The sequence below is a fragment of the Mesorhizobium sp. BHbdii genome (genome assembly GCF_053848045.1).
Genome location: NZ_JBSPKX010000001.1, coordinates 2,050,904 through 2,068,424 on the forward strand (window position 1 = coordinate 2,050,904; position 17,521 = coordinate 2,068,424).

Consider the following 17,521-nt stretch of genomic DNA (forward strand, 5'->3'; position numbering starts at 1 on the left):
TCAGGCAGCAGCCTTCTTCTCGGCCGTGCTCACGCTAGCGATCGTCTTCAGGATTTGCGAGGCGATCTGGTAGGGGTCGCCCTGCGAGTTCGGGCGGCGATCCTCGAGATAACCCTTATAGCCATTGTTGATGAAGGAATGCGGCACTCGGATCGAGGCGCCGCGGTCGGCGATGCCATAGCTGAACCTGTTCCATGGCGCGGTCTCATGCTTGCCGGTCAAACGCTTGTCGTTGTCCGGCCCGTAGACGGCGATGTGATCCATCAGGTTTTTGTCGAAGGCAGCCATCAGCGCCTCGAAATAGTCCTTGCCGCCGACTTCGCGCATATAGGCGGTCGAGAAGTTGGCGTGCATGCCGGAACCGTTCCAGTCGGTGTCGCCGAGCGGCTTGCAGTGGTATTCGATGTCGATCCCGTATTTCTCGGTGAGGCGCTGCATCAGGTAGCGGGCCATCCACATCTGGTCGGCGGCCTTCTTGGAGCCCTTGCCGAAAATCTGGAATTCCCACTGGCCCTTGGCTACCTCGGCGTTGATGCCTTCGTGGTTGATGCCGGCGGCTAGGCAGAGGTCGAGGTGCTCCTCGACGATCTGCCTGGCGACGGAGCCGACGTTCGAATAGCCAACGCCGGTGTAGTACGGGCCTTGCGGCGCCGGGTAACCGCTTTCGGGGAAGCCGAGCGGGCGGCCATCCTTGTAGAAGAAATATTCCTGCTCGAAGCCGAACCAGGCGCCCTCGTCATCGAGGATGGTGGCGCGCTTGTTGGAAACATGCGGCGTCACGGCGTCCGGCATCATCACTTCGCACATGACGAGCACGCCATTGGTGCGCGCGGGATCCGGATAGATGGCGACCGGCTTCAGTACGCAGTCGGAGCTGTGGCCTTCAGCCTGCTTCGTCGAAGAACCATCGAAGCCCCACAACGGAAGCTGGTCGAGCGTCGGGAACTCGGCATATTCCTTGATCTGCGTCTTTCCGCGAAGGTTGGGAACCGGGGTGTATCCATCGAGCCAAATGTACTCGAGCTTGTATTTCGTCATTCTAGCCTCTCGTTGCTTTGATCACCGAACCCTGGACGGCGCCGGCGTGCCAGCCACCCTGCAGCCGACCTTGCCGGATTATTAAAAAGCAATTCGTGTGCCATTCTCACCAGCGAAGGATGCGACAAAACTGACGCCGAATCCCGACAAATTCGTCGTGCCGTCACCGCAATGCGTCCGGAACAATCACAAGCATGTTTTGTATAAATAATAGGCAGATACTGATCTTTTTATAATCATATTGCCTAACTCGATTGCAGAACCTATCTTCGGGCAAGATTGAATCGGCAAGGCTCTGCAGAAGAAAGGAGACCGACAATGGAAATCACTCCTACCCGTCAGTCGGCCAAAATCCTGATGTTCCCGGTGGCGGCGCGCGCTTCTGCCTCAAATTTAAGCGGAAAGGCTAAGTTCGCGGCAGAACTTGCCTCATTGCGCAACCATATGGATTTCGGAAGCGGTTGGTATCACGAAGCGGCCATCGAGGAAGCGAAACAGGACAGGAAGAGCTAACCCTTCCCTCCCACCGCTTCTGACGAATTGCAAAGCCCGGCGCGATCACTCGCGCCGGGCTTTTCATTTTTGCTATCAAGCCAAGATCAGGTCTTGGCGTGCAAGTTCGTTCCCAGCGTATCCCTGACGAAGATCATACCGATGATCAGCGACATCGCCGCGATCACCACCGGATACCAGAGGCCATAATAAATATCGCCCTTATAGGCGCTGAGCGCGAACACCGTTGCTGGCAGCAGGCCGCCGAACCAGCCGTTGCCGATGTGATAGGGCAACGACATGCCGGTATAGCGGATGCGTGTCGGGAACATCTCGACCAGGATCGCAGCGATCGGTCCGTAGACCATGGTCACGTAAAGGACCAGGATGAACAGGATGCCGATAACCTTTGCCCAGTTGACCTGTGCAGGGTCGGCAAACATGGCAAAGGCGCCTGCTTCGGGGATGTTGTAGACGCTGATCTCGGGCGCTCCCGCCGCGGCCTCATCGGCCGTCAGCAGCTTGTCCTTGATCGCCTGGTCGGCCGCAACCGTCGTCTTGTCTCCGGCGCGGATTGCGGCAGCGTCGAGCTTCAGTTCCGGATTGGCCGCGACAAACGCGTCAAGCTTTTGGTCGGCGACCTTGGCCGCAGCACGCTTCAGCGGATAGCCGCCGCCCTGCAACGCAATGTTGATTGCCTTCTTGAACGCGGCGTCGCTTGAAGTTGCCTTGTCTGCGGCCGCCACGGCGTCATAGGACGTCACCGTTTCGGTACCGATCTTGACACTGGCCGCGGTCCCCGCTGCCGCTGTCGTGACAATGTCATAGGGGACGGAGCTCTTGGCAAGGAAATCCGTCGCGATGTCACACGACGTGAGAGGCTTGCGTGTTCCAGTCGGATTGAACTGGAACTTGCAGTCGCCAGGCGCAGCGGTAATCGTGGCACGGGTGTTTTGCTGCGCGGTGGCGAGCGCCGGGTTGGCTGCCCAGGTCAGTGCCTTGAACAGCGGGAAGGTGGTGACGATCGCCAGCGCCAGGCCCGCCATGATGATCGGCTTGCGGCCAATCTTGTCGGAGAGCCAGCCGAACACGACGAAGAAGATCGTGCCGAGCGCCAGCGCAATGGCGATCATGATGTTGACCGACTGACTGTCGACCTTGAGCACGTTCTGCAGGAAGAACAGCGCGTAGAATTGCCCATTATACCAGACCACGGCCTGGCCGGCAGTAAGGCCGAGAAGCGCCAAAATGGCGATCTTGGCATTTTTCCATTGGCCGAACGCTTCCGTCAGTGGTGCCTTGGAGCCCTTACCTTCGTCCTTCATCCGCTGGAATGTCGGCGACTCGGCAAGCGACAGGCGAATCCAGACCGAAATGCCCAGCAGGACAGCAGAGACCAGGAACGGTATGCGCCAGCCCCAGGCCGCGAAGTCTTCCTTACTCAGCGAATTCTGCACGATCAGGATGACGATCAGCGACAGGAACAAGCCGAGCGTGGCCGTCGTCTGGATCCATGACGTGTAGAAGCCACGACGGTCGTCGGGTGCGTGCTCGGCGACGTAGGTCGCGGCACCGCCATACTCGCCACCGAGCGCCAGGCCCTGCAGCATGCGCAGCGCGACCAGGATGATCGGCGCCGCGATGCCCCAACTGGCTGCGCCAGGAAGTATGCCGACCAGGAAGGTCGACAGGCCCATGATCAGGATGGTGACGAGAAAGGTGTATTTGCGGCCGACGAGATCGCCGATGCGGCCGAACACCAGCGCACCGAACGGGCGCACGAGGAAGCCTGCGGCGAAAGCCAGCAGCGTGAAGATGTTGCGCGTTGTTTCGGGATACTGAGTGAAGAAGGCAGCGCCGATCGCGGCCGCCAAGGTGCCGTAGAGATAAAAATCATACCATTCGAAAACAGTGCCGAGTGAGGAAGCGAAGATGACTTTCTTCTCTTCCCGCGTCATGCCGCGGCTTGCTCTGCCGGCGGTCGCTGCCATTGCCATGAATTCGTCCTCCCGTGACATCTCGCTGTGCTTGATGCTGCGCGGTGTCGTGCCTCTGGACACGAACTCGGGCAGCAATCGCCGCGAAAAATGACAGAAAGCGCCGCCCAGAGGCAGCCCGCCTTTGGGATTATGACTTTGGTCCAATGCATCGGCCCGAAGATCGGAATCGATCTTCGGGCCGATGCATTGATTCAAAGTGTTAGAGCGTACTTTGTGCGTCCAACTGGACGCATGTCGCCATAACGTGCAACGCGGGCGGCGTTGCGATTAGGGTTTGAGTGCCTCGAGAAGACCGACGGCCGCCACGAAATCGCGCTTGCGGGCCGAGCGGCGGGCGACAGCCTCCGCGTCATGGCCCCAGTGCTCGGCCTGCCAGTCCTCGTCGACATGGCCGGCAGTCCAGGCGGCGTCGCCGTCGATCTCGCCGAACTCGACGGCCAGCGCCAGCAGAGCCGATCCCGTCAAAGACGTCATGACATGGATGGCCGCCAGTCGTAGCGGATCGGCACGCTGGGCAAGATGAACCCCGAGCACCGCGATGCTCTCGCGCGGCTGCTCGACATGGATCACCCCTTCGGCGAGGTGAAACCGGGCGCCAAGCGCGCTCCGCGCCCAGTCGATGATGGGATCCCAATGTTCGTTCTGACGGTCGACCAGCCCTTGCGGGGTCTCGGCGCGATAGCAGAGCAGGTCGGACGAGGCGAAGCGCAGGACGTCCTCCAGTACCGCCTGCGGGTCGCTGGCGACGCCGTCGATGGCTGTATTGACCAGACGCATGACCGGCATTGTCACCGGGTCGATGGTCTCACCTTGCGCAGCGAACTCGTCAGCGACCAGAGCGGCCGCTTTTTCGGTCGGCAGCACCAGCAGCGCCTTGCCCGGCGTGCGAACCGGCTTGCCATCGAGATGAACGGCAAAACCAGCTTCGGCCGGTGCGACCGAGACGGCTTTGTAGAAGCGTTTCGGCAGGTGCGTCTTCATCTGGATCTGGGCACGGCGTACCGGATCCGGATCGGAGAGCTGCTTTCCCGCTTCGAGGTCGTTGAGAATATCGCGCATGCCGGAGCCTTTCATCCGGGGATCTGTTTTCGGGCCGGCCGATTCACAATGATCAGGCCGGCTGCGATGAGGCCGAGTGCCAGGAAAATACGGACGGTCAGCGGCTCGTTCAAGAAGATGGCGCCGCACAGCACGCCGAACACCGGCGACAGGAAGGTGAAGCTCGACAGGCCCGATGCCGGATAGCGCCGCAGCAGCCAGAACCAGAGCACATAGGTGAAGGCGACGATGTAGACCGCCTGGAAAAGCAGAGCCAACGTCGGCAAAGCGGCGAATTCGCGGACGGGCGGCCCGGCGAAAGGCAGCACCAAGGCGCCGACCACGGCAGCGCCGGCCAATTGGTATAGCAGCATTTTCTCGGCGCTCGTTTCCGCCAATTTCGTCCGCTTGATGACGATGTAGGTCAAGGCCCACAGAATGCCGGCGCCAAGACTGAGCAGATCACCGGTCAGTGTCGCACCATTGTCGGCGCTCAACTGGTCGGAGAACACCGCGACCAATCCAGCGAATGCGAGCAGAAGTCCGACGAGCCGGCGCGCGGTGATGCGTTCGTTCAGCAGGAAATGCCCGCCGACCAGTACCCAGAACGGCATGGTGTTGACCAGCAAGGTGTTGCGCGCGACGGTCGTCTGTTCGAGCCCGACATAGAGAAACAGGAACTCGAGACCAAAAAGCGCGCCCGCCAGAATGCCGGCGACAAGCGTTCCGTCGCGGGTAAAAAGCACAATGCCGCGCCAGCGACACCAGACGAGAACGCACAGCCCGCCAATGACCGACCGTGCGATTGACAGGAAAACGGGATCGTAGCCGGCATAGGAGATTTTGGCAGCGACGTAGTTCAGCCCCCAGGAAAAGGTCAGTCCGACCATGATGGCGGCGGCGGCAGCGTCAACGGAACTGCGGCGATCCATTGCGGTTGCTGCGGTCATTGCTTCGATTGGCTTTCTAGCTTCGCGAGCAGCGCTTTCAGCACTTCGGTATTTTGCCTTACCGCTTCAGTGTTCTCACGGCCGATTTCGGCCATCGACCCCTGCCGGGTAGCAACGCGGCGCATATAAGCGAACCAGACGACGAAAATCAGGATGAACGGCAACCAGTTCACCAACTGACGAACGAGCGACGCCTCATCCATGGTTTACTCCCTCCCTCATTTAGTCCTCGGCGCTGGCGTCGTCGAAGCCGATCAGGTTCCAGCTCTGGCGCATATGCGGCGGCATCGGTGCGGTGACGTCGATAAAACCCTTGTCGGGATGCGGGATGACGATGCGGCGCGCGTGCAGGTGCAAGCGGTTCTGCATGCCGCCGGGGAAATCCCAATTGGTGTCGGCCTCGAAATATTTGGGGTCGCCGATGATCGGGCAGCCGATGTGAGCGGCGTGGACGCGAAGCTGGTGGGTACGGCCTGTATAGGGTTCCATTTCCAGCCAGGACAGGGTCTGCGCCGCCTGTTCGACGATCCGGTAATAAGACACCGCGTGGTCGGCACCCTTTTCGCCATGCTTGGCGACGCGAACGCGGTCGCCGTCGGGTGTCGGCTCCTTGATCAGCCAGGTCGAGATCTTGTCCTCGCGCTTCGGCGGCACGCCCTTGACCAGCGCCCAATAGGTCTTCTTGGTCTCACGCGCCCGGAACGCCTCGGCAAGCTTCATGGCGGCGAGCCTGGTGCGGGCGACGACCAGCACGCCTGACGTGTCGCGGTCGAGCCTGTGCACCAGTCGCGGTTTCTCGCCCTTCTGACTGCGCCAGGCTTCCAGCATGTCGTCGACATTGCGGGTAACGCCTGATCCACCCTGGACGGCGAGGCCGGCCGGCTTGTTGAAGACAAAGACTTTAGGATCTTCATGGATCAGCATCTTGGCCAGAACGTCGGCGTCGCCCTGGTTGCGGATCGAGTGACCGGTGAGCGGGCTCTCGCCCTTCTTGTCCACTTCGAGCGGCGGGATGCGAACCGTCTGGCCCGGCTCGACGCGGGTGTCGGCTTTCACCCTGCCGCCATCGACACGGATCTGACCGGAGCGCAGCAGCTTCTGCAGATGGCCGAAGCCAAGACCCGGAAAATGGGTCTTGAACCAGCGGTCGAGCCGCATACCCGCCTCGCCGGCCTCCACCGTGATCTGTTCAACGCCTGCCATAATTCCAATCGCCGTTTCGCGAGCATGCAACGGCATTCACCGGCACCCGCAACCTCACATTCGATCATTCGTTATCGGTTCCATATTGCAGAACCTGAACTTTCTCCAGTGTGATCAAACCACTTGTCATGATTGTTTCAAGGACGGGCAGGAAAGCGGCTATCTTTTCCTCGTCATCGACGATCTCGATCACAAGGGGCAGATCCTCCGACAGACGGAGGATCTTCGTGGTGTGAAGCCGGCTGGAATGGCCGAACCCCATCGCCCCGCGCAGGACGGTCGCGCCGGCAATCTGCATTTCGCGGGCCTTCAGCACAATCGCCTCATACAGCGGACGGCCGTCTGCTCTGTCGTTCTCGCCGATGAATATGCGCAGCAACTGCGCCTGTCTTGGTATCTTCATTGCCTGGATCCTCTCAGCCGGTTGAGGCGCACTGCAAGGATGTGGCCAAGCCAGACGGCGGCAAGCCACGTTACCACGGAGATCGCGATATTGAGCGCAGCCGCCATAAGCTTCCCGCTTTGCGCGAGGGTGAGCGTTTCAAGGCTGAAGGCGGAGAAGGTCGTCAGGCCACCGCAGAAGCCGGCCATGAAGAACTGGCGCTGCAACGGGCTGGCGAAAACGCGGCCATCCGGCCCCGTCAATGTGGCATAGAAGCCGATGAGGAATGAGCCGACAATATTCACGAGGAGCGTGCCGAATGGGAATCCATTGCCCCACAAGGCAGTGCTCGTCAGCGAGGCAAGCGCCCGCAGCACGCCGCCGATCATGCTGCCTGCGGCCACGGTCGCATAGATCCGAACCGCTTCGTTCGTTTTGCGCCAGCTAATGAGGCGCGCCGCATGCTCTGCTGCGGCGGTGTCCGTCCCGCCGGAGCGGAGCTTCCGCGGGCTGCTCATGGCGCCCCACTGCCAATCAGAAGACTTCCTGCGGCAAAGCCCAGCGTCACACCACCGAGGCTCAGAAAGACCGAAAGCAGCACATTGCCACCGGCGCGAAGCCATTCGCCCTCGCGCGCCAGTGCCAGCGTCTGCAGGCTAAAGGAGGAAACCGTGGTGTAGCAGCCGAGGCCGCCGGTTGCGGCAAAGGCCCAGATGGCGGGCACGCTGTCGCGCGCCACCGCATGTGCAACGACACCGATCGCAAATGCCCCCGAAACGTTGACGACCATTGTGCCCCAGGGAAAGGTCTCGCCGACCCGGCGGGCGATGAAGCCGGACAGGAAGAAGCGGGCCATTGCGCCGATCGCGCCACCAAGACAGACAAGCAACAGATAATACATCGTGCTCCCTCGCGCCGGTCACGCTACAGTGTCACGCGGCTCCGACCTTCTTCGGCTTGCTGGAACTGATCATCTTCCAGTTCTTGTAGAACATGGCATTGATGCGCTCGACGCTGACCGAAACGATGGCGAGGAGCGTCGAGATCAGACCGGGAAACGGCGACGGGCGAATGATGTCCATGAACACGCAGTAGCGGCGCCCGTCATACTCGTTAACCGAGCGATGAAGCAGCGTGTCGTCGAAGATGAATAGCGGGTTCTCGTGCCAGTAGTTCTTGGCGTTGCCGCACTCGACAAACACTTCCGATTTCACCGGGATGAGGTTGTAGAGAATGCGCAGGCTGAGTCGGAGCGGGCCAAAGTGCCAGGACGTCGATTCCCTGCCGCTGAACACAGAGACGGCAATCGTCTTGATGTATTTGAAATCCTTGTTGAATTTGGCGACATTGTCTATTTTGTGTTTGCCATACCACTGATAGACATACATGCCGCGCCGACCACTGCCGAAATTGGCGTCGATGTCGGCGATGATCTCGTCCTTGCGCGCCTTGAAGACGTCCAGGACCTCGTTGACCTCCCGCTGGTAGTCCGGAGGAAACTGGTCCAATTTCCAGACACCGCGGTTTCTATAGCACAGCAGATCGACCAGCAGATTGAAGGGCGAAAGCAGCCAGGTGAAGATGCCGTTGCCTAGGAAATAACCACTGAACAGGGCCCAATTCTTGTTGTCGTTGCGCAACACGTCAATCAGGCCGAGGACGATGAAAATCGTCGTCAGAATGGGAATGAAATAGAAGCCGAGCGCCAGCAGCGGGATCGCTATGGCGAACTTCCGAAGGGTTTTGCGAGATTTCTTTGTCATTTTTCCAGGCGCCAGGCGCGATTCCGTTCTGAATATCGTCGGTACGTTTCTGGCCTGTCCGCCGGCCAAAGGCGCATCTTGATAGGGTTTTTTATCCCGCAGACAACGGCGATCACACCAGTGTGCGATCGGCGACTATTTTTCCCGCTCGCTGCGCAGCTTCGCCCAATAGTCCAGCCTCTTCCTAATATCGCGCTCGAAACCGCGCTCCGGCGGATCATAGAATGTGCGGCGGCCCATCTTTTCCGGAAAATAATCCTGTCCGGAAAAAGCGTCCGGCTCGTCGTGGTCGTAACGGTAGCCGGCGCCGTAATCTTCTTCTTTCATCAGCTTGGTCGGCGCGTTGAGGATGTGTTTGGGCGGCAGCAGCGAGCCGAACTCCTTCGCCGCCTGAGTGGCGGCCTTGAAGGCGGTGTAGACGGCGTTGGATTTGGGCGCGCTGGCGAGATAGACGGTGGCCTCAGCGAAGGCGAGCTCGCCCTCTGGCGAGCCCAGGTAGTCGTAGGCATCCTTGGCGGCATTGGCGATGACCAGCGCCTGCGGGTCGGCCAGCCCGATATCCTCCATCGCCATGCGCACCAGCCGGCGGCCGAGATAGAGCGGATCCTCGCCGGCGTCGAACATGCGGGCGAGATAATAGAGGGCGGCGTCGGGGTCGGAGCCGCGCACCGATTTGTGCAGCGCCGAGATCAGATTGTAGTGGCCGTCCTGGCCCTTGTCGTAGATCGGAGCGCGGCGCTGGACGATGCGCTGCAGGCCCTCGGCGCCGAACACCTCGCCTGACTTGGCGGCGCGCCAGACCTCTTCGGCCAGCGTCAGCGCCGCGCGGCCATCGCCATCGCTCATGCGGATGAGCATCGCCCTCGCCTCGTCGTCGAGCGGCAACGCCCTGCCCTCGGTCTCCTCGGCACGCGCCAGCAGTCTTGCGATGCTGTCCTCACCGAGCGAATGGAAGACCAGCACGCGCGCGCGGGATAGAAGCGCCGCGTTCAGCTCGAAGGACGGGTTCTCTGTCGTGGCGCCAACCAGCACGACGGTGCCGTCTTCCATGACAGGCAGAAAACTGTCCTGCTGGGCGCGGTTGAAGCGATGGATCTCGTCGACGAAGAGCAGCGTCTGACGGCCGTTGGAGCGGCGCAGCTTCGCCGCCTCGAACACTTTCTTCAGGTCGGCGACACCGGAAAACACCGCCGATATCTGTTGGAAGGCAAGGCTGGTTTCGCCGGCAAGCAGCCGCGCGACCGTGGTCTTGCCCGTCCCGGGCGGCCCCCAGAAGATCATCGAGCCGAGCGAGCCGGAGCCGATCAGCCGCGTCAGTGCGCCGTCGGGCCCGGTCAGATGCTCCTGGCCGACGACCTCGCCGAGGTTCTTCGGGCGCAGCCGGTCGGCCAGCGGCCTGCCGGGCGGCGCCTTTTCCGGTTCATCGACACTGAACAGATCGGCCATGCACTTCGTTTCGTTGGAGCGCGATCTCGTCCGAAGGATCGACGCTCGGGCTCAGTAACGCAACACCTGGCGCAGTATCTGCCCGCCGCGCTCGACGGTAAAGCGCCACCAGCGCGTCTCTTCCATGGCTGCCTGTTCCAGGGTCGCGGCGGTATCGATGGTCAAGCCATTGACCTCGCGAACGATGTCGCCCGGCTGGAACCCGAAATCGGCTGCGGGCGAACCCCGATTGATGTCGACCACCGTAACACCCTTGACATCGGTACGCATGCCGAGCCGCTGGGCGAGCCGGGGCGACAGTTCCGCAACCTTGGCACCGGAAAACGGGCTGCGACCGCGCAGTGTCACTTCCGCGAGTTTTGCACCTTCCGGCGCGCGCTCCAGCGCAATCTCCATCGTCGCTTGCTGGCCTTTGCTCAGGACGGCGAAGCTTGCGTTGCTGCCGATCGACAGCGTCGCCATCCGGTAATCCAGCGCCTCGATACTCTCGACCGGCGTGCCGTTGAGCGACTGCACGACGTCGCCGGGCTTGAGCCCCGCCGTGGCCGCCGGCCCTGCTTCTTCGACGGACGAAACCAGCGCCCCGGTCGGGGTCTCCAGACCGAGCGATTCGGCGATCTGCGGCGTCACGCGCTCGAATTCGGCGCCGATATAGGGCCGCTCGAAGAAGTCGCGCCCGGCCTTGGCCGCATCTGCAAAAGCGCGAACCATGTTGGAGGGTATAGCAAAGCCGATGCCGATCGAGCCGCCGCTGCGGCTGTAGATCGCCGTGTTGATGCCGACCAGTTGGCCACCCATGTTGATCAGGGCACCCCCGGAATTGCCGGGATTGATCGCGGCGTCGGTCTGAATGAAGAAACTGGAATCGGAAACGCCGATGTGGCTGCGGGCAAGCGCCGAAACGATGCCGCTGGTGGTGGTCTGGCCGACACCGAAGGGGTTGCCGATGGCCAACAACAGGTCGCCAACCTCGAGCGCGTCGGAATCGCCGATGGCGACGACCGAAAATGGCTTGTCGGAGGAGATTTTGAGCACAGCGAGGTCAAGCGTCTCGTCCTTGAGCAGCACCTTGCTGTCGAATTCGCGCCCGTCCGCGGTGGCGACCTTGACCTGATCGGCGTCCTTGATGAGGTGGAAATTGGTGACCACTATGCCTGTCGGATCGACCAGCACGCCGGAGCCGAGCGAGGACTGCGCACGCGGCTGCGAACGGCCGAAGAACTCTTCGAAGAAAGGATCGCCGTCGAAGGGCGACCTCAACTTGGCCGTTTGCGAGGCATAGACATTGACCACGGCCGGCGCCGTCTGCTTGACCAGCGGCGCGAAGGACAGTTGCACCTCCTCGCGGCCGAACGGCACGCGCTTGTCTGGACCGGAGGTGGCATTTTCGCCTTCGGCGCCGCGCAGCATGTCGGTCAGCACATCGGACAGACCGGGATCGGCCTTGGTGTCCTGAGCCAGCGCCTGCCTGGCCGCCGGCACGACTGCCAGCGCCATCAAGGCGCAGAGTAGAACAAGGGACATCCGTTTTACGCGCATTCCGAATCCTCCGGGTCGGGCGCCATTGTCCCGACGATTGTGCAAAATGAAAGGCTAAGGCAATGAAATTTGGTAATTTTGGGGTAGCAAAGCAGCTATAGGTCAGCTTGAAACCGGAAAGCCCTGTCGGCCCTCATGAAAAAACAACTCGTTTCATTCCGTGACTTTTTGAAGACTGGTACGTTGGGAAATCTCTCTCCTAACATGAAAATGCTTGAGGTTGCCAAAGCCCTCGGTGCGCCTGACGGCTGGAATACCGAACATGCCGATGTGATCCCGGATTACTGGTTTTTTGGGAAGCTCGAGATTTCCTTCGATGATGTTGCACCTTACCAGATGAACTGGTTTCAGATCGAGGAAGCCGGTTATCTCGAAGGCGACTTTGAACCTCTCACCGATCAGATTGTGATTTCGTTGGACGGTTTCAGCGGTGACACGAAGCCTTCCGATTTCCTCGCCGAAGGCCTATGGGATCCGAAGGAAGCTACGATTTACTATGCAGCGTTGAGCGATGATATATTGCTGAACATCTGCGCTGGCTGCATCCAGGTGCACTTCCGAGTCGATACGGCATTTATCGACGACGGGGATGCCCAAAATTACTTGAACGCTTCGACCGTGTCGCGGCTTGTTCGCGATATCGACTCCCGAACCACGGTCGACAGTATTTACTCATATCCGGATTTGGCGCGTGAGGAGGTACCCGGCGTTTTTAATTGGAAGACGTTAAGTGGCCGCGATTATTTGAACTTGATCCGATAGCCGAGAACAGGTCCCACAGTGAAAAAGGGGCCCGCAGGCCCCTTTGAACTCTTTACGCAAAACCGAAGCTTATGCGGCTGCGGCTTCCTCGTCGGTGCCTTCTGCCTCGATGCGGGCACGGTCGCCGGCGCCCTTGGCCGAGGTGTCGCGATCGACGAACTCGATGACTGCCATGGCGGCATTGTCACCGTGGCGGAAGCCCGCCTTCATGATGCGCAGATAGCCGCCATTGCGGGTGGCGTAGCGCGGCGCGATCGTGTCGAACAGGCGCTTGACGACGCCTTCATTGCCGATCTGGGCAATCACCTGGCGGCGGGCATGCAGATCGCCGCGCTTGCCGAGCGTCACCAGCTTTTCGACGATCGGACGCAGATCCTTCGCCTTCGGCAATGTGGTGAGGATCTGCTCATGCTCGATGAGCGATACGGCAAGGTTGGCAAACATCGACTTGCGATGGCTTATGCTGCGGGCGAACCGGCGGCCCTTAAATCCGTGGCGCATGGCTCTTCTCCTTCATTCCGGGTTCAGAGGCTTAAGCCTCAGTTGGTTAGCCGCATGATCTTGTCCGAAAAGTCAGCAACTTTTTGCTGCGCTGACCTTCGGTTCGGGACCATGCTTAGTATTGATCTTCGTAACGCTTGGCGAGGTCTTCGATGTTTTCCGGCGGCCAATCCGGCACTTCCATGCCGAGGTGCAGGCCCATCGCGGCCAGGACTTCCTTGATCTCGTTCAGCGACTTGCGGCCGAAGTTCGGGGTGCGCAGCATCTCGGCTTCGGTCTTCTGGATCAGGTCGCCGATATAGACGATGTTGTCGTTCTTCAGGCAGTTGGCCGAACGCACCGAAAGCTCCAGCTCGTCGACCTTCTTGAGCAGCGCCGGGTTGAAGGCAAGCTCGGTCACCTGCTCGGCGGCGACTTCCTTCTGCGGCTCGTCGAAATTGACGAACAGACCAAGCTGGTCCTGCAGGATGCGGGCAGCGAAAGCCACCGCGTCCTCGCCCGAGATCGAACCGTCGGTGTCGATCGTCATGGTCAGCTTGTCATAGTCGAGAACCTGGCCCTCACGGGTGTTCTCGACCTTGTAGGAGACCTTTTTGACCGGCGAGTAGAGGCTGTCGACCGGGATGAGACCGATCGGCGCGTCTTCAGCACGATTACGGTCGGCCGGAACGTAGCCCTTGCCGGTATCGACGGTGAACTCCATGCGGATTTCAGCGCCCTCGTCCAGCGTACAGATGACGTGGTCGGGATTGAGGATCTCGACGTCGCCGACCGTCTGGATGTCGCCGGCGAGAACAGCGCCCGGTCCCTGCTTGCGCACGACCATGCGCTTGGGGCCGTCACCTTCCATGCGGATGGCGATTTCCTTGATGTTCAAGACGATATCGGTCACGTCCTCGCGCACGCCGGCGATGGACGAGAATTCATGCAAAACGCCGTCGATCTGCACGGCAGTTACTGCCGCGCCACGCAGCGAAGACAGAAGCACGCGACGTAGCGCATTGCCGAGGGTCAGACCAAAGCCGCGCTCGAGCGGCTCGGCGACCAGCGTGGTCAGCGTCTTCTTCTTCGACGAAAACTCGATCTTGTTCGGCTTGATCAGTTCCTGCCAATTTTTCTGGATCATGATGCTTTCCTTCCGTTGACCCGCCACCATCCAATCGTGGCGGGCGACCTGGAATGCCGTGGAGGAACGCTACTGGCGTTCGCGCGGCGTTCGGTAATTCTTAGACGCGGCGCTTCTTGCGCGGGCGGCAGCCATTGTGCGGGATCGGCGTCACATCACGGATCGAGGTGATGGTAAATCCGGCTGCCTGCAGCGCGCGCAGCGCGGATTCACGACCGGAGCCGGGCCCACAGACTTCGACCTCGAGCATGCGCATGCCGTGTTCCTGGGCCTTCTTGGCAACGTCCTCGGCAGCCATCTGGGCAGCGAACGGGGTCGACTTGCGAGACCCCTTGAAGCCCTGGGCTCCCGCCGACGACCAGGCAATCGAATTGCCCTGCGCGTCGGTGATGGTGATCATCGTGTTGTTGAAGGTCGAGTTGACGTGGGCAACGCCCGACGAAATATTCTTGCGTTCGCGACGGCGAACACGTGTGGCTTCCTTGGCCATGATGGTCCTTTCAGTTGATCTCTACACCGCCGTAATGCCAGCGGCTCCACCTTCGTAAGGGAGTAGGGGAATAGGGCAGTAAGGCAGTAGGGAAACGCGCGGCTCTTCCCTACTGCCTTACTCCCCTACTCCCTTATTTCCCTAAATTACTTCTTCTTGCCGGCGATCGACTTGGCCGGGCCCTTGCGGGTGCGCGCATTGGTATGCGTGCGCTGGCCGCGAACCGGCAGCGAGCGGCGATGGCGCAGGCCGCGATAGCAGCCGAGGTCCATGAGCCGCTTGATGTTCATCGACACTTCGCGGCGCAGATCGCCCTCGACCTGATAGTCGCGGTCGATTGTCTCGCGGATCTGCAGCACTTCGGCGTCGGTCAGCTGGTTGACGCGGCGCTCGGCCGGGATGCCGACCTTGTCGACGATCTCCTGGGCGAAGTTCTTGCCAATGCCGTGAATGTACTGAAGCGCAATGACGACGCGCTTGTTGGTCGGAATGTTGACGCCGGCTATACGAGCCATGTTCTTCTCTTCTCCATGTGGGCCGGGCAAGCCGGCGCTATCAAAGTTGCCCCGCGTCCGGTGGAGGCCGGCCCATGCGGGAGTTTCCAGTTCAAAGCGGCTGCCTTGCCCTTGCGGGCAAGCAAGCCTCATGCCTGATAGGAAGACGGGCCGCCATACCCCAGCGAACCGCTCCCGTCAAGCGTAATCGTTTATTTTCGCTTTGCCGCCGCTTGGGTCGCAGCGGTGAGCACCACTTCGATCTGTCGCGTCACCGCATCGATGTCGGCCATGCCGTCGACACCTCTGAGCTTGCCCTTGGCATAATAGTAGCCGATCAGCGGCGACGTTTTCTTGTAATACTCCTTTAGGCGCTCTTCGAACACCGCCGGATTGTCGTCCTTGCGCACAGGCAGACCCGCAGCCTTGGCCTCTTCCACGCGCCTGCCGATTCGACCAACCAGCGCCTTGTCGTCCACGACAAGTTCGATGACAGCGTCGAGAGTGAGGCCGCGATCCGAGAGCATCGATTCAACCGCGTCCGCTTGCACCAAGGTTCGCGGGTATCCGTCAAGGATGAAACCCTTTGCACAATCGGCCTGATCGATACGCTCGGCCACGATGGCGTTGACAATGGCGTCGGAGACCAGTTCGCCAGCGTCCATCACCGCCTTGGCACGCTTGCCGACTTCGGTGCCGGCTTGGACAGCAGCGCGCAGCATATCGCCCGTGGAGAGTTGGGGTATGCCGTATTTTTCTACCAGTCTTTGTGCTTGCGTCCCCTTGCCCGCCCCTGGCGGTCCAAGCAATATCAACCTCATCTGGCCTTTTTCCCCCCGCGCAGCTTCGACTTCTTGATCAGGCCCTCATACTGGTGCGCGATCAGGTGACCCTGAATCTGCGCCACCGTATCGAGCGTTACACTGACCACGATCAGAAGCGATGTGCCACCGAGGTAGAATGGTACGCCAGTCGCTGAAATCAGGAACTCGGGCAGCAGACACACCAGCACCAGATAGATGGCGCCGACGACGGTGATGCGGGTGAGAACATAGTCGATGTAATCGGCCGTGCGCTCGCCCGGACGGTAGCCCGGAATGAAACCCGAATGCTTCTTGAGCTGGTCGGCGGTGTCCTTCGGGTTGAAGACGATCGCCGTATAGAAGAAGGCGAAAAACACGATCATCGCCGCATAGAACGCCATGTAGAGGGGCTGGCCATGGCCGAGTGCCGCCAGGACGGTGCTGGCCCAGGCAGGCATGTTGGTCGTCTGCGAGAAGCCGGCGACCGTCGCCGGCAGCAACAGCAGCGAAGAGGCGAAGATTGGCGGAATGACACCGGCCGTGTTGAGCTTGAGCGGCAGGTGCGAGGTGTCGCCCTGGAACATGCGATTGCCGACCTGGCGCTTCGGATACTGGATCAGCAAGCGCCGCTGGGCGCGCTCGAAGAACACGATCAGCGCGATGACGACGACGGCGAGAACGATGATCGCCAGGATCAGGCCGGTCGACAGTGCGCCGGTGCGGCCAAGTTCCAGCGTACCGGAGATGGCATGCGGCAGGCCGGCGACGATACCGGAAAAGATGATCAGCGAAATGCCGTTGCCGATGCCGCGGGCGGTGATCTGCTCGCCGAGCCACATCAGGAACATGGTGCCGCCGACCAGCGTGATGACGGTCGAGATGCGGAAGAACATGCCGGGATCGCTGACGATGCCGTTGCCGCCCTCCAGTCCGACCGCAATGCCGTAAGCCTGGACCAGGGCCAATAGCACTGTGCCGTAGCGGGTATACTGGTTGATGACCTTGCGGCCCTGCTCGCCTTCCTTCTTCAGCGCCTCCAGAGTCGGGATGACGGAGGTCATCAGCTGCATGATGATGGAAGCGGAGATATAGGGCATGATGCCGAGGGCAAAGATCGCCATGCGCTCGACGGCGCCGCCGGCGAACATGTTGAACATGCCAAGCACACCCTTGCTCTGCGACGAGAAGGCCTGGGCGAAAGCGTCGGGATTGATGCCGGGCAGCGGGATATAGGTGCCGAGGCGGTAGACGAGCAGCGCGCCGATGGTGAACCAGATGCGCTTCTTCAGATCCTCCGCCTTGGCGAAGGCCGAGAAATTCAGATTCGAGGCTAGTTGTTCAGCAGCCGAAGCCATGCCTGATTCTCCGCTTGGTCACGCTCGATGGCCCGCAACTCAGGCGGCGCGTGTCACCGAAGCTCACGAGATAAGCTCCGGACTGCAAACATGCAAGCGGCCGCGTTGATGCGGCCGCCATATTGATCGGATCAAAGCG

Annotated in this window: 20 protein-coding genes; 2 read left to right on the forward strand and 18 right to left on the reverse strand. The window is 60.7% G+C overall.

The features are described from left to right. On the reverse strand, positions 1 to 1,038 hold the full coding sequence (locus ACWTU8_RS09925) for a glutamine synthetase beta-grasp domain-containing protein (RefSeq protein WP_455847970.1): 1,038 nt from the start codon (positions 1,036 to 1,038) through the stop codon (positions 1 to 3). A gap of 318 nt (positions 1,039 to 1,356) precedes the next feature. Between ACWTU8_RS09925 and ACWTU8_RS09930 the strand changes: the two genes are divergently transcribed. Next, positions 1,357 to 1,551 (forward strand): DUF2735 domain-containing protein, encoded by a 195-nt coding sequence (locus ACWTU8_RS09930; RefSeq protein ID WP_455847971.1) that lies wholly within the window; start codon positions 1,357 to 1,359, stop codon positions 1,549 to 1,551. 86 nt (positions 1,552 to 1,637) lie between these two features. Here the strand turns inward: ACWTU8_RS09930 and ACWTU8_RS09935 are convergent, their stop codons facing one another. From ACWTU8_RS09935 to ACWTU8_RS09985, 11 genes are all read right to left on the reverse strand, one after another. Further along, on the reverse strand, positions 1,638 to 3,527 hold the full coding sequence (locus tag ACWTU8_RS09935) for an MFS transporter (protein WP_455847972.1): 1,890 nt from the start codon (positions 3,525 to 3,527) through the stop codon (positions 1,638 to 1,640). 270 nt (positions 3,528 to 3,797) lie between these two features. Then, positions 3,798 to 4,589 (reverse strand): ATP12 family chaperone protein, encoded by a 792-nt coding sequence (locus ACWTU8_RS09940; protein ID WP_455848429.1) that lies wholly within the window; start codon positions 4,587 to 4,589, stop codon positions 3,798 to 3,800. 11 nt (positions 4,590 to 4,600) lie between these two features. Next, positions 4,601 to 5,518 (reverse strand): DMT family transporter, encoded by a 918-nt coding sequence (locus tag ACWTU8_RS09945; protein WP_455847973.1) that lies wholly within the window; start codon positions 5,516 to 5,518, stop codon positions 4,601 to 4,603. Beyond that, a complete protein-coding gene (locus tag ACWTU8_RS09950) occupies positions 5,515 to 5,721 on the reverse strand; it encodes a hypothetical protein (RefSeq protein WP_095494904.1) in 207 nt (68 codons plus the stop codon). Before ACWTU8_RS09950 ends, ACWTU8_RS09945 begins: the two co-directional genes overlap by 4 nt. A 19-nt stretch (positions 5,722 to 5,740) precedes the next feature. After that, positions 5,741 to 6,721 (reverse strand): RluA family pseudouridine synthase, encoded by a 981-nt coding sequence (locus ACWTU8_RS09955; RefSeq protein ID WP_091591186.1) that lies wholly within the window; start codon positions 6,719 to 6,721, stop codon positions 5,741 to 5,743. Between the two features lie 64 nt (positions 6,722 to 6,785). Further along, on the reverse strand, positions 6,786 to 7,124 hold the full coding sequence (locus tag ACWTU8_RS09960; protein WP_065009799.1) for a DUF190 domain-containing protein: 339 nt from the start codon (positions 7,122 to 7,124) through the stop codon (positions 6,786 to 6,788). Continuing rightward, entirely contained in the window at positions 7,121 to 7,492 is a 372-nt protein-coding gene (gene crcB / locus ACWTU8_RS09965; RefSeq protein ID WP_063830543.1) for a fluoride efflux transporter CrcB, read from the reverse strand. Before crcB (ACWTU8_RS09965) ends, ACWTU8_RS09960 begins: the two co-directional genes overlap by 4 nt. Before the next feature lie 125 nt (positions 7,493 to 7,617). Continuing rightward, positions 7,618 to 8,004 carry a fluoride efflux transporter CrcB gene (gene crcB, locus ACWTU8_RS09970; protein WP_455847974.1) on the reverse strand — a complete coding sequence of 129 codons (387 nt, stop codon included), beginning with the start codon at positions 8,002 to 8,004 and terminating at the stop codon, positions 7,618 to 7,620. A gap of 31 nt (positions 8,005 to 8,035) precedes the next feature. After that, positions 8,036 to 8,866 (reverse strand): aspartyl/asparaginyl beta-hydroxylase domain-containing protein, encoded by an 831-nt coding sequence (locus tag ACWTU8_RS09975; RefSeq protein ID WP_455847975.1) that lies wholly within the window; start codon positions 8,864 to 8,866, stop codon positions 8,036 to 8,038. Between the two features lie 135 nt (positions 8,867 to 9,001). Beyond that, complete coding sequence (locus ACWTU8_RS09980; RefSeq protein ID WP_455847976.1) at positions 9,002 to 10,312, reverse strand: replication-associated recombination protein A; 1,311 nt, start codon at positions 10,310 to 10,312, stop codon at positions 9,002 to 9,004. A gap of 51 nt (positions 10,313 to 10,363) precedes the next feature. Further along, the gene (locus ACWTU8_RS09985) at positions 10,364 to 11,851 is read right to left on the reverse strand and encodes a DegQ family serine endoprotease (RefSeq protein ID WP_455847977.1); all 1,488 of its coding nucleotides are present in this window, start codon (positions 11,849 to 11,851) and stop codon (positions 10,364 to 10,366) included. Positions 11,852 to 11,986: 135 nt separating this feature from the next. On the opposite strand from ACWTU8_RS09985, the gene ACWTU8_RS09990 reads away from it, so the two are divergent. Beyond that, positions 11,987 to 12,613: a hypothetical protein gene (locus tag ACWTU8_RS09990; RefSeq protein WP_455847978.1), complete on the forward strand. Its 627-nt coding sequence runs from the start codon at positions 11,987 to 11,989 to the stop codon at positions 12,611 to 12,613. Positions 12,614 to 12,682: 69 nt separating this feature from the next. Here ACWTU8_RS09990 and rplQ read toward each other — a convergent pair whose 3' ends face one another. The 6 genes from rplQ to secY form a co-directional block, all read right to left on the reverse strand. Continuing rightward, on the reverse strand, positions 12,683 to 13,114 hold the full coding sequence (rplQ, locus tag ACWTU8_RS09995) for a 50S ribosomal protein L17 (protein WP_023799277.1): 432 nt from the start codon (positions 13,112 to 13,114) through the stop codon (positions 12,683 to 12,685). Between the two features lie 115 nt (positions 13,115 to 13,229). Further along, the gene (locus tag ACWTU8_RS10000) at positions 13,230 to 14,240 is read right to left on the reverse strand and encodes a DNA-directed RNA polymerase subunit alpha (protein WP_023799278.1); all 1,011 of its coding nucleotides are present in this window, start codon (positions 14,238 to 14,240) and stop codon (positions 13,230 to 13,232) included. Between the two features lie 100 nt (positions 14,241 to 14,340). Next, entirely contained in the window at positions 14,341 to 14,730 is a 390-nt protein-coding gene (gene rpsK / locus ACWTU8_RS10005) for a 30S ribosomal protein S11 (RefSeq protein WP_023799279.1), read from the reverse strand. 146 nt (positions 14,731 to 14,876) lie between these two features. Further along, a complete protein-coding gene (gene rpsM / locus ACWTU8_RS10010; RefSeq protein WP_029352234.1) occupies positions 14,877 to 15,245 on the reverse strand; it encodes a 30S ribosomal protein S13 in 369 nt (122 codons plus the stop codon). 191 nt (positions 15,246 to 15,436) lie between these two features. Further along, the gene (locus tag ACWTU8_RS10015; protein WP_455847979.1) at positions 15,437 to 16,045 is read right to left on the reverse strand and encodes an adenylate kinase; all 609 of its coding nucleotides are present in this window, start codon (positions 16,043 to 16,045) and stop codon (positions 15,437 to 15,439) included. Further along, positions 16,042 to 17,382: a preprotein translocase subunit SecY gene (gene secY / locus ACWTU8_RS10020; protein WP_455847980.1), complete on the reverse strand. Its 1,341-nt coding sequence runs from the start codon at positions 17,380 to 17,382 to the stop codon at positions 16,042 to 16,044. Before secY ends, ACWTU8_RS10015 begins: the two co-directional genes overlap by 4 nt. Positions 17,383 to 17,521: the final 139 nt, after the last annotated feature.

Coding starts and splice junctions, on each gene's coding strand:
- ACWTU8_RS10015 (WP_455847979.1), bottom strand. CDS start 16,045: ATGAGGTTGATATTGCTTGGACCGCCAGGGGCGGGCAAGGGGACGCAA.
- ACWTU8_RS09975 (WP_455847975.1), bottom strand. CDS start 8,866: ATGACAAAGAAATCTCGCAAAACCCTTCGGAAGTTCGCCATAGCGATC.
- rpsM (WP_029352234.1), bottom strand. CDS start 15,245: ATGGCTCGTATAGCCGGCGTCAACATTCCGACCAACAAGCGCGTCGTC.
- ACWTU8_RS09980 (WP_455847976.1), bottom strand. CDS start 10,312: ATGGCCGATCTGTTCAGTGTCGATGAACCGGAAAAGGCGCCGCCCGGC.
- secY (WP_455847980.1), bottom strand. CDS start 17,382: ATGGCTTCGGCTGCTGAACAACTAGCCTCGAATCTGAATTTCTCGGCC.
- ACWTU8_RS09990 (WP_455847978.1), top strand. CDS start 11,987: ATGAAAAAACAACTCGTTTCATTCCGTGACTTTTTGAAGACTGGTACG.
- ACWTU8_RS09935 (WP_455847972.1), bottom strand. CDS start 3,527: ATGGCAATGGCAGCGACCGCCGGCAGAGCAAGCCGCGGCATGACGCGG.
- crcB (WP_455847974.1), bottom strand. CDS start 8,004: ATGTATTATCTGTTGCTTGTCTGTCTTGGTGGCGCGATCGGCGCAATG.
- ACWTU8_RS09930 (WP_455847971.1), top strand. CDS start 1,357: ATGGAAATCACTCCTACCCGTCAGTCGGCCAAAATCCTGATGTTCCCG.
- ACWTU8_RS09950 (WP_095494904.1), bottom strand. CDS start 5,721: ATGGATGAGGCGTCGCTCGTTCGTCAGTTGGTGAACTGGTTGCCGTTC.
- ACWTU8_RS09985 (WP_455847977.1), bottom strand. CDS start 11,851: ATGCGCGTAAAACGGATGTCCCTTGTTCTACTCTGCGCCTTGATGGCG.
- ACWTU8_RS09955 (WP_091591186.1), bottom strand. CDS start 6,721: ATGGCAGGCGTTGAACAGATCACGGTGGAGGCCGGCGAGGCGGGTATG.
- ACWTU8_RS09925 (WP_455847970.1), bottom strand. CDS start 1,038: ATGACGAAATACAAGCTCGAGTACATTTGGCTCGATGGATACACCCCG.
- crcB (WP_063830543.1), bottom strand. CDS start 7,492: ATGATCGGCGGCGTGCTGCGGGCGCTTGCCTCGCTGACGAGCACTGCC.
- ACWTU8_RS09945 (WP_455847973.1), bottom strand. CDS start 5,518: ATGACCGCAGCAACCGCAATGGATCGCCGCAGTTCCGTTGACGCTGCC.
- ACWTU8_RS09960 (WP_065009799.1), bottom strand. CDS start 7,124: ATGAAGATACCAAGACAGGCGCAGTTGCTGCGCATATTCATCGGCGAG.
- rplQ (WP_023799277.1), bottom strand. CDS start 13,114: ATGCGCCACGGATTTAAGGGCCGCCGGTTCGCCCGCAGCATAAGCCAT.
- rpsK (WP_023799279.1), bottom strand. CDS start 14,730: ATGGCCAAGGAAGCCACACGTGTTCGCCGTCGCGAACGCAAGAATATT.
- ACWTU8_RS09940 (WP_455848429.1), bottom strand. CDS start 4,589: ATGCGCGATATTCTCAACGACCTCGAAGCGGGAAAGCAGCTCTCCGAT.
- ACWTU8_RS10000 (WP_023799278.1), bottom strand. CDS start 14,240: ATGATCCAGAAAAATTGGCAGGAACTGATCAAGCCGAACAAGATCGAG.